General features: G+C 60.9%; 9 protein-coding genes. 5 read left to right on the top strand and 4 right to left on the bottom strand.

The window, feature by feature from the left end; genetic code table 11:
- On the top strand, positions 1–456 hold a 456-nt coding region (locus AAV94_RS06020), incomplete at its 5' end, for an IS5 family transposase (protein ID WP_046741411.1).
- Between the two features lie 126 nt (positions 457–582).
- Here the strand turns inward: AAV94_RS06020 and AAV94_RS06015 are convergent.
- Both AAV94_RS06015 and AAV94_RS06010 read right to left on the bottom strand, forming a co-directional pair.
- Positions 583–1,806, bottom strand: coding sequence for a type II toxin-antitoxin system HipA family toxin (locus AAV94_RS06015; RefSeq protein ID WP_046741410.1), 1,224 nt, complete (start codon positions 1,804–1,806; stop codon positions 583–585).
- Positions 1,803–2,114 carry a helix-turn-helix domain-containing protein gene (locus AAV94_RS06010; RefSeq protein WP_046741409.1) on the bottom strand — a complete coding sequence of 104 codons (312 nt, stop codon included), beginning with the start codon at positions 2,112–2,114 and terminating at the stop codon, positions 1,803–1,805. Before AAV94_RS06010 ends, AAV94_RS06015 begins: the two co-directional genes overlap by 4 nt.
- Before the next feature lie 121 nt (positions 2,115–2,235).
- Here AAV94_RS06010 and AAV94_RS06005 point away from each other — a divergent pair, with 121 nt between their 5' ends.
- Genes AAV94_RS06005 through AAV94_RS05990 form a run of 4 tightly spaced genes read left to right on the top strand, consistent with a single transcriptional unit; the run spans position 2,236 to position 3,845 of the window.
- Positions 2,236–2,691 (top strand): hypothetical protein, encoded by a 456-nt coding sequence (locus AAV94_RS06005; protein WP_231731259.1) that lies wholly within the window; start codon positions 2,236–2,238, stop codon positions 2,689–2,691.
- Complete coding sequence (locus AAV94_RS06000; protein ID WP_046741407.1) at positions 2,688–3,104, top strand: hypothetical protein; 417 nt, start codon at positions 2,688–2,690, stop codon at positions 3,102–3,104. The genes AAV94_RS06005 and AAV94_RS06000 overlap by 4 nt, the downstream gene beginning before the upstream one ends.
- Positions 3,101–3,577 carry a putative molybdenum carrier protein gene (locus AAV94_RS05995; protein WP_046741406.1) on the top strand — a complete coding sequence of 159 codons (477 nt, stop codon included), beginning with the start codon at positions 3,101–3,103 and terminating at the stop codon, positions 3,575–3,577. Before AAV94_RS06000 ends, AAV94_RS05995 begins: the two co-directional genes overlap by 4 nt.
- Complete coding sequence (locus AAV94_RS05990; RefSeq protein WP_009523648.1) at positions 3,564–3,845, top strand: hypothetical protein; 282 nt, start codon at positions 3,564–3,566, stop codon at positions 3,843–3,845. Before AAV94_RS05995 ends, AAV94_RS05990 begins: the two co-directional genes overlap by 14 nt.
- Positions 3,846–4,379: 534 nt before the next feature.
- Here the strand turns inward: AAV94_RS05990 and AAV94_RS05980 are convergent.
- Both AAV94_RS05980 and AAV94_RS05975 read right to left on the bottom strand, forming a co-directional pair.
- Positions 4,380–6,092, bottom strand: coding sequence for a GmrSD restriction endonuclease domain-containing protein (locus AAV94_RS05980; protein WP_046741404.1), 1,713 nt, complete (start codon positions 6,090–6,092; stop codon positions 4,380–4,382).
- A 152-nt stretch (positions 6,093–6,244) separates the two neighbouring features.
- The gene (locus tag AAV94_RS05975) at positions 6,245–9,223 is read right to left on the bottom strand and encodes a type I restriction endonuclease subunit R (RefSeq protein WP_046741403.1); all 2,979 of its coding nucleotides are present in this window, start codon (positions 9,221–9,223) and stop codon (positions 6,245–6,247) included.
- Positions 9,224–9,227 lie beyond the last annotated feature (4 nt).

The raw sequence follows: 9,227 nt of genomic DNA, 5'->3' as shown, positions 1-9,227 counted from the left end.
ATCCGGGCCATCGAGGTCACGGACAACCGCATCGGCGACGCGCCGATGCTACCTGAGCTGCTGACGCAGATCCCGGCGACTGAAGCCGTGGCGACGGTGAGCGGCGATGGTGCCTATGACACCAAGGCCTGTCATGCCGCGATTGCGGCACGCGGAGCCGCCGCCGTGATCCCGACCCGCAAGAATGCGCAGACCTGGAAAGGCAGCAGCGCGGGCGTCGAGGCTCGCAACGAAACCTTGCGATCAACCCGGCACCTGGGCCGGACGATCTGGAAGAAATGGAGTGGTTACCACCGGCGCAGCCTGGTGGAAACCAAGATGGGTTGCTTCAAGTTGCTGGGCGAGCGGGTCATGGCCCGAGATTTCGACCGCCAGGTGACGCAGCTTCAGGTGCGCGCGGCGATCCTGAACCAGTTCACGCGCTTTGGCACGCCACACACGATACGTGTGTCCTGAGCAGACTGGGGAAAGGGGTAGCTGCGCTCAGTGGGGCAATTGCGCAACAGCGCCTCATGTTTGTACTCAAAAACTCAGTAGTGAGTACGTTCAACCCTGATCTGGCGCCGTTGCGGCGGCTCGGATTCAACTTTCCAGACGCCTGCGACAGGCATCAATGGTGGATTTGATCTGCTGCGCCAACATCTGCCTGATCGGAACACGCTCAAATCGCTCACCCAATGAGCTTGCCTGCGGCAACATCCGGTCGATGACCTCTTCCGCCCGTTTCCTTGGGATGCCACCTTCCTCCGCCAGACGCAATAAATGCCGGCGTTCGATGGCAGCACCTTCGCCGCAAATGTCTAGGTGATGCTGGCCCATCGGGCCTTCGCTGAAGGTCAGGTCGAATGCCGGAGCCAGACGCCAGCGCCGGTCAGGCCCGAGACGCCAGGCGAAATTCTTGGGGTGGTCGTCACGGTTGTGGAAAAGCACATTGAAGACGGCTCGTGCGTAGGCTTTCTCCACTTCGCGCTCGTCGCGCGTCAGGAAACGGGTAGCTCGCAGGAAGGCGGTGTAGTCGGTGGCACCGGGCAGGCGAAAATCCACCTGCAACAATCCAGCCAGACTGTGCACCGGGACACGTTGCCCACCTTCCCGGTCGAAGCGCGCGACGCCGAAGGCGGCCAGTTCAGGGCCAAGGTCGAACCAGCGACTTTCGGGTACATCCAGTCCGCAATCCCGAGCCAACTCGGCATAGAGCTGCTCGATGACGCAGACTTCCTTGTGTTCGTTCTGCGCCGGGAACTTGACCAGCCAGGGACTGCCGGGCGCATCCGGACGGGTGCTGACTTGCCCGGTCATTGCGTCGTACTGCACCAAGGCCTTGGGCCTGGCCCCTTGCGGTGAGCCGCCGGTGAGCGCGAGCTCGCGCAGGGCTGCCCCAGCCTCGCCCGCGAGCGCGAGACGGCTTTGCTCGGCCAGCGCCAGCAAGGACCAGTCGGGCTCCTGGGCAGCGGCGTCGCTTGCCGGAACGAAGCGCAACGCGCCCATCGCGCGCTCACCAATGAAGGCCAGCCGGTCCAGCGGCCCGGGATGGCGCAAGCCGTGTTGACGGAACAGGCGATCCATCAGCAGCAAACCCCAGCCGTCCGGCAGACTGTCGGCGATCAGGCCCGGAAGGCGATGCAAATGGGTCGGAAAACTTCCGTAGGCATCCGCACGCAGCTTGAGGTGCAAGGGCGACAGTTCCAAGCCCTGAGACAGAGCTTCGGGAGAATATTCGAAGAGCAGGGATTGACCATCATCGGCCAGGCGTCCCAACGGCCAGTCTTCTCCCCAGCCGCAATAATGCACGGTAAGCAGCTTCATGATGCTCTCTTACGCGGCGCACGCTGGCGGCGGCTCACAAGGTCCACCTGCTCCATCTGGGCGATGGATTGCCGTTTGAGCACGAAGAGATCGTCCAGCGCCTCCAGCAAGCCAAGTGCCTGCGCGACACGGACCAGCGTTTCCAGCGAGCACTGACCGTCGCTTTCGAGTTTGCGCAACGCCCCCAGCGACAGTCCAGCCATTTGCGCCAGTTCACGCTGCGTCAGCGATTGGGCAAGCCGCTGCTCGCGCAGACGAACACCCAGCGTGTGCAGGATCTCAGCGGGAGTTGAGAGATGAAAAGTCACTTTTATGACCCTTAACGCGGAAAAAATTGTGTAAGAACCATTTTAGTGGACTTTATTTATTCTTGAAAGCAGATGACTGCGATAGCTGCCGCGAGCGACTAGGCAGTCACTGCATAACGCCTTGCGCCACAATCTTTCTACCGACGGTCGCGCCCCAGAGTGGCCCAAGGTGGTGATCAGCAATCTGCAAATTCCGGCTGATCAGATGACGCTGACCCGTAGCCTTACGCTTAAAGCCAGTGATTGCATTCGCTTTGACGCCGTGCTGTGGCACGACGCCAAGCGCTCCGAGCGCTTCAGCAATCTGTCGCTATGTGCACCGGAGCTGCCGAAACAGTCGAACAATTTCGTGCTCACCTGGAAGAGCTTTTCCATCTCCGGAAAAACCAGCGGCCAGGTTCGCAGCGACGGCCCAATCCCACCGTACAGTAAGTTGCCCGACGACCCAGCGATGGAGCGCTGGCTGATGAATCAGTTCGGCCTTTACTATGTCGGTTCACTGTTGACGCTGGTCGGCTATGACCCCAACTTCACGGGCGATGACCGCCGCTTCTGGATCAGGAACATCAAGGGATGAACGCACTACTACTTGCCGCCATGCCGCTTGTGCTGATGGACGGCCAAGCACCAGATATCGATCACTGGTTGCGCATTGAGCCTGCCATTGCCGCCGCCGTGGAATGCCGTCAAACCTTGCCGCTGCACATGCTGGACGGTATTGCACCCAATGCTCCCGGCAGTTGGTCGCTGGTGCCGGCGCGCAGCTTCACGGTGTTCAGGTTGCCGGTGAAGCGGATTGAGCTGTTTATCGACCCGGATGGAGAGCTGGGTGCAAGTTATACCGCAGTGATTGAAAGGCGTGGCCTGCAGCAGGTGCGCAAGCAGCTCAACCTCATCAGCACGCGCGAGCGCATAGGCCAGCTCTCGGCAGATCAGCCCAATGATGAAGTACAGCTGGTCTGCACGGTGGCCGCAACGGAGCAAGGGTGAACATTCAGCGCATCATCTCTGGGGGTCAGACCGGCGTAGACCGGGCAGCGCTGGATTTCGCTATTGCCCGAAAGATTGCGCACGGCGGCTGGTGCCCGGCGGGTCGTCGGGCCGCTGATGGCGTCCTGGATGCGCGCTACCAGCTGCAGGAAACCGAATCCAGCGGCTATCGTCAGCGCACCAAGCGCAATGTGCGGGATGCGGATGCTACGCTGATCATTTATCGGGACCGGCTAGAAGGTGGCAGTCTGCTCACTCGCGATCTGACGATAAGGCATGGTAAACCGCTATTGCTTTGCGATGTGCATGCCCCTGCAGAAGAGCTGTTGGCGGCATGGCAAGGCTGGTTGCTTAGCCATCCCGTCGCTATTCTCAACATTGCTGGCCCGAGTGAAGCGCGCAACCCCGGTATTTACCTGCAGGCGAGCGCGCTACTGGAGCTTTTCTGGAGTACGGAACATGAACCGATCTGATGCCCGCTGCGCGACACCTTATATTTACTCGGGTGAGTTGCAGATTCGCCCCGAAGTGGATGCCGCGCTGGCTGCGCTGAAAGACAAACCCTACACCGCCATCCCTAGCTGGAAAAATGACGGAACCTGGGAGCTGTGGACGGTGGAAGGTGACGGCGAAACCGAGCCCTGCATCATCAGCGGCCCATCGACAACCTATGCCAGCGAGGCTGATGCACTGGCCGCCGGTGCGGCCTGGTTCGCTGGCATTAACTCCACCCCTCGCTGACAAACCCAACCGGCTGGCGGCAACTGTCTGCCAGCGGCCTGATGTCTTGCACCTGAACGACACCTCGGCCATCACGAGCCGCCGAACCCAAGGCCCGCTGCAGAACCAAGCGCACGCTACGCGGCGGCAAGGCTTGCAGACGGGACAGGACATCATCATCCAGTCGCTCGGCAAAGGCCTTGCCGCACAGGGCGGCAACCCGGCGCATGGTCGCAGCGGGGTTTCATAAGGTGCAGGCTGGACGCATCGACCATTCGTTGTCCCCACGCCGCCGCGCCCGATTTCTGGCGAAATCGAGCCCAGCGGCCACATTCTTTGTGCTCTCGAGAGCCAGCACAAAGAATCTGCTCATCGTGCTGGGGACAAGCGACTCTCGGGCTGCGTCCCGGCCGGAATGTGTCAGGCATGGTGGCAACACTGTGTGCACAAAGTGGCGTCAATGTGGTGAACAGCGTGGCAACATTGTGTTGAACATGGCGGCAGCATTGTGGCGACATGTGGGTCACCGTGTGGCAACAAGGTGGCGCTGACAGTTCAAGCGACCGCATGGATGAAAGCATTCAGTGCCGCCGCGATGCGTTTACGGCGCTCTTGCAAGAACGCCTTGTAGTGATCCAGTGCCAGCAGTTCCTCCTCCACCGGGATGCACTGTGCTGCGAAGGGTGCTGCACCGTGCTGTGCCACCAGCGGCAACAGGTAGGTCACAGGCGCTTTGTCGCTGATCGCACGATTGGTTTTGCCGCCGATGAAAGCCAGGTTGGCGATGTCGTCGGCCTCGCGAGGGGTGTAGCTGCCGCGCAGCAATGCCTTGGGGAAAATGTGATGAAACTGCAAGCGGTGCTGACTACCCGAGTGGTCCAGGGCAATGGCCAGGTGGCTGCGCCAATCCTTGGCGCCTGCCGCACGAAACGCCAGGAACATGGTCTTGAACAGCGCACTGCGCTGGTTGCGCCCCTCCAGCTCTTCCGGCGTGATGTCAAGGCGGCCGAACTGCAGGCGCAGCCGGTCGATCAGTTCATGGACGCTGCCGCCATTGCGGATGGTTGCCAAATCCTGATCCAGAATGGTCTCACTGGAACCCCGGGAGAAACGGCCTTTGGCATTGGCGGCCAAGGCCCAGTAGCGCAACTGCTGCGCCTCTTCCGTGCTCAGGGCATAGTTGCGGCGGTGTCCAAAGTAGGCCAGCACCACGAGTAAGAAGGGCGATGACAGCAAGGCAGGGCTGTCGATACCCAGATTGCTGCGTGCGAAATTGAGGGCAAATTCCATTCCCTCGCAGGCTTCTTTCCACGCTTGCTGCAGTATGTCCAGGGTTAGGCTGCCGACGGTCAGAAAACGGGATTGCCCGGTGGCAAAGGCCATCAAATTCTTCAGGTGCAAACCCAGATCAAGCTCGAAACCGTTCTGGGCGCAAGCACTCTGGAAGTCCAGGAAGGTCTGCAGCGAGTGCCGCCATTTGGCCGTGATCTGCGCCAGAGCCAGATCGGAGCTGCGCAGCTTGGCGCCCAGCGAGTTGACCCGGACGAAGATTTCCGTGACCTCGTCGTAGGACAGTGTTCGCTCCAGCACGTCCATGCGATACACGTACTTGCGAATGCCGCGCAGCCGGGCCAGACGCTGACTGTATTTCTCGTAACGCGGATCATCAAAGCTACTGATGCCCGCACGTTTGAGGAAAGGCGAATCGCTGTCGGTCTTGAAGACTTCGGATACCTTCACCCACTGCGGCAACTGCTCCAGCTTCCGGGTCGCCACCACGAAGGTCATTTTGTTGAAGCGCGTCAGCAGTTCGTCCTCGCTGGCGTCGGCCTCGTCGCCGCCCAGCTCGCCTTCCTCATCGACCTCAGCGTCATCGCCGTTCTCATCCACTTCGGTCACGACCGCCAACTGGTCGGGATGCTCCAAGTTGAACAGCAAGTCGATAGGCCGACGGCGACCGCGCACTGACACCGGCTCGCCACGAATGACGGCAGATAACGAGGTCAGACGCTGTTGTCCATCGAGCAACAGGCGGGTGCTCTGATAAGGGTTATTGCTTTGGCTGACGGCGAAGCTTTGCAGGGGCACGGCCTCATCGGTTTCCCAGAGCAGAATCGCCCCTGAGGGATAGCCCCGATACAGAGAGTCGAGCAAGTCGCGCACGCGCGTGGAGCGCCAGACATACTGCCGCTGCATTTCCGGCAAGCGCAGCTCACCGCGCTCGATCATCGAGACCAGTTCTTCAACGCTGGCTTCAGCCTTGGCCATGGTGCTTCCTTATCCTCTCAATCTCAGTCAGTTGCGGCGGGCAGCTCGGATCAAGGCGGGCCAGCAGCACCTCACGGTTGTCGGGTAAGCGCTGGTTGGTGAAATCTTGCCAAAGCGCTAGGGCCAGATCGTCCTGCCTCATCCTCATGCCCTCAGTAATACTGCCGGATGTAGCTGTAGGCCTTCTCGAACAGATCTTCATCCGCGTGCAGCTTGTATTTGAAGAGGGCTTTGCGCAGGGCCTTCTTGACCTCGCGTTCGCCGGCCTGCGTGCCTTGCCAGCCCGGGAATCGGACGAGGCGCACGATCTCGTCGATGTCCGCCACGACGCGTTCGACCATGATGGGCGTCTCGGCGGTCTTTACCTCGTTGAACAACTCGGTGAGCGCCGCCTTGCCTCGATCCTCGTCCTCTTCCGGAGGCGTTTCCTTCTCCGCCTGCAGCACTTCCTTGGCCAGTTGCAGCAGTTGCTTCAGGAACTCAACGCTGTTGAGCACCCCGGACTCGAAGCGATCGCGCAGGGCGTCCAGACGCTCCGAGAGCGCTTTGAACTTCGGGTTTCCCAGGTGTTTGCGTAGCCGCCGGGCCACCTTGATCTCGATTTCCTTGGCCTTCTTCGAATCAGGATTCGAGAGCACGGCTTCCAGCAGATCGGCGTCCAGCACCAAGGTATCGAGATCGTCGCGCACGGCATCGACGTGCACGTTTTGATGGATCAGCTCGATGGTCTTGGCGCCGAGGGAATGCCAGATCAGCCTGCCGTGACCGCTGGAGGGCTGCACCGACTGGTACACCTGCGAGAGCCACTTGTAGTCCTTCTCGTACTTACCGAGGATCGGATCTGGCGAGATGGCCTCCCAGAGCTTGTTGAGCAGGCTGTACTCGACCGCGAAGTTATCGCGCACCTCGTTGTTGGGCAGGCATTGCTGGGCGGCGATCAGGCCCTCGTAACCCTCGACCGTGCGATCGACGCCTGCGAAGAAAGCCAGGCATTTCTGCATTGCCTCCGGCAGCCGATCCTTGAGTTCCTGGATATTCGACACCACCGCCGTGACACTCTTGTCGTCGAACTCCAGCGCCTTGGCCACGTCGTCGAAGATGCCGAGGTAATCCACGATCAGGCCATGGGTCTTCTGCTCGGAGTAGGTGCGGTTCACCCGGCAGATGGCCTGGAGCAGCGTGTGGTCGCGCAGCGGCTTGTCCAGATACATCGCCTGCAGGATGGGCGCGTCGAAGCCGGTCAGCAGCTTCGAGGTGACGATGATCAGTTTGAGCGGGTCGTTGGGGTCGCGGAAGCGGTCGAGCAGCCGTTCCTCTTCATCCCGCGTGCGCGAATAGGCCTTGTACTGCGGCTCGTTGGCATTCACCGTCATCACGATGTCGGAGGACTCCGGCGGCAGCAGCTTGTCCAGCTCCTGCTTGTAGAGCAGGCAGGATTCGCGGTCGAAGGTGACGATCTGGCCCTTGAAGCCGTTCGGCTCCACCTTGCTCTGGAAGTGCTGGACGATGTCCTCGCACACGCGTCGGATGCGCTCTGGCGTCTTCACCAGCACGGCCATCTTGGCGGCGGTCTTGGCGAGGTTGTCCTTGTCCAGATCAGACAGGCCGCCGGTCAAGTCCTTGTAGGCGGCGTCCAGCGCGGCCTTGTCGATGTGCAGGTCGATCAGGCGCGGCTCGAAGTGCAGCTTCAGTGTGGCACCGTCGCGGATTGACTCCTCGAAGCCATAGCGGCTCATGTAGCCTTTCTCGTCTTCGTCAGCCCCGAAGGCGTAGAAGGTGTTGCGGTCGGCACGGTTGATCGGTGTGCCGGTCAAACCGAACAGAAACGCATTGGGCAGAGCCTCACGCATCTTGCGGCCAAGGTCACCTTCCTGGGTGCGGTGCGCTTCGTCCACCAGAGCGATGATGTTGCTGCGGTCGTTCAGGCTGCCAGTGGCCTCGCCGAACTTGAAGATCGTGGTGATGATGATCTTGCGGACATCCTGCGCCAGCAACTGCTGCAGTTTCTCGCGGCTATCCGCCTTTTCCAGATTGGGAATGTCAGCGCCAGTGAAGGTGCCAGTGATCTGGGTGTCCAGATCGATCCGGTCCACCACAATCAGCACGGTGGGATTCTTCAGGCCGGCATGCATGCGCAGCTTCTGCGCGGCAAAGACCATCAGCAGAGATTTGCCCGAGCCCTGGAAGTGCCAGATCAGGCCCTTCCTGGGGTAACCCGCCAGCACGCGTTCGACGATTTTGTTCGCCGCCTCGTACTGCTGATAGCGGCAGCTGATCTTGATGCGCTGCTTTTTCTTGTTGGTGGCGAACAGGGTGAAGCTGCCCAGAATATCCAGCACTACATGCGGGCGCAGCATGCTCTCGGCCGACAGCTTGAGCGATTTAAGCGGATGGTGCTGCCCATCATCGCCCGCACCATCCAGATGCCACGGGCCCCAGTCCTTGACCGGCAGGCCGATGGAGCCGTAGCGGTAGGCCTTGCCCTCGGTGGCGACCGAGAACACGTTGCAAACGAACAGCTCCGGTACGAACTTCTCGTAGTCATCGTGCACCTGCACCGCGCCATCCACCCAGCTGATGCACTTCTTGACCGGCGTCTTGGCTTCGATCAGTACCAACGGCAGGCCGTTGACCAAGAGCACCAGATCGGCGCGGCGTTCGGTGGGGCCTGCGCGGTAGGTGTATTGCTGGGTGACGATGTACTGGTTCTGTGCCAGATCATTCAGGTCGATCAGCCGCACCGGCACATGTTCGTTGTTGGGGCCGAAGGGCATCGAGCGCTCACCGCGCATCCAGGCGGTCATTTCCTCGTTGGCGCGGATCAGGCCATCTGAGCGCACCGACAGCACGATGGCGCGCAGCTTGTACAGCACCTCGTCGGCACGGTCGGGCTCGGCGGCAATCTCCGGGTTCAGGCGGATGAGCGCCTCGCGCAGCCAAGGCTCTACCAGCACTTCCTGAATCTGGCGCTGCACTTCAGCCGGGGCGGCGTAGCGCCAGCCGATGCCTTTGGGGCTCGGGCCGTAGGTGGCTTGAGGCTCTTGAGCGGTGTTGGCCGGGACAGCCTTGATTGGGCCAGCAAGCAGATCGCGGACGTAGGCTTCGACAGTGTTGGACTCTGTGAATGACATGGCT

This window comes from Lampropedia cohaerens, assembly GCF_001005215.1.
In the GTDB taxonomy this organism is placed as follows: Bacteria; Pseudomonadota; Gammaproteobacteria; order Burkholderiales; family Burkholderiaceae_C; genus Lampropedia; species Lampropedia cohaerens.
The sequence above is the reverse complement of the archived record's forward strand: the minus strand, read 5'-3'. Positions and strand labels throughout refer to the sequence as shown.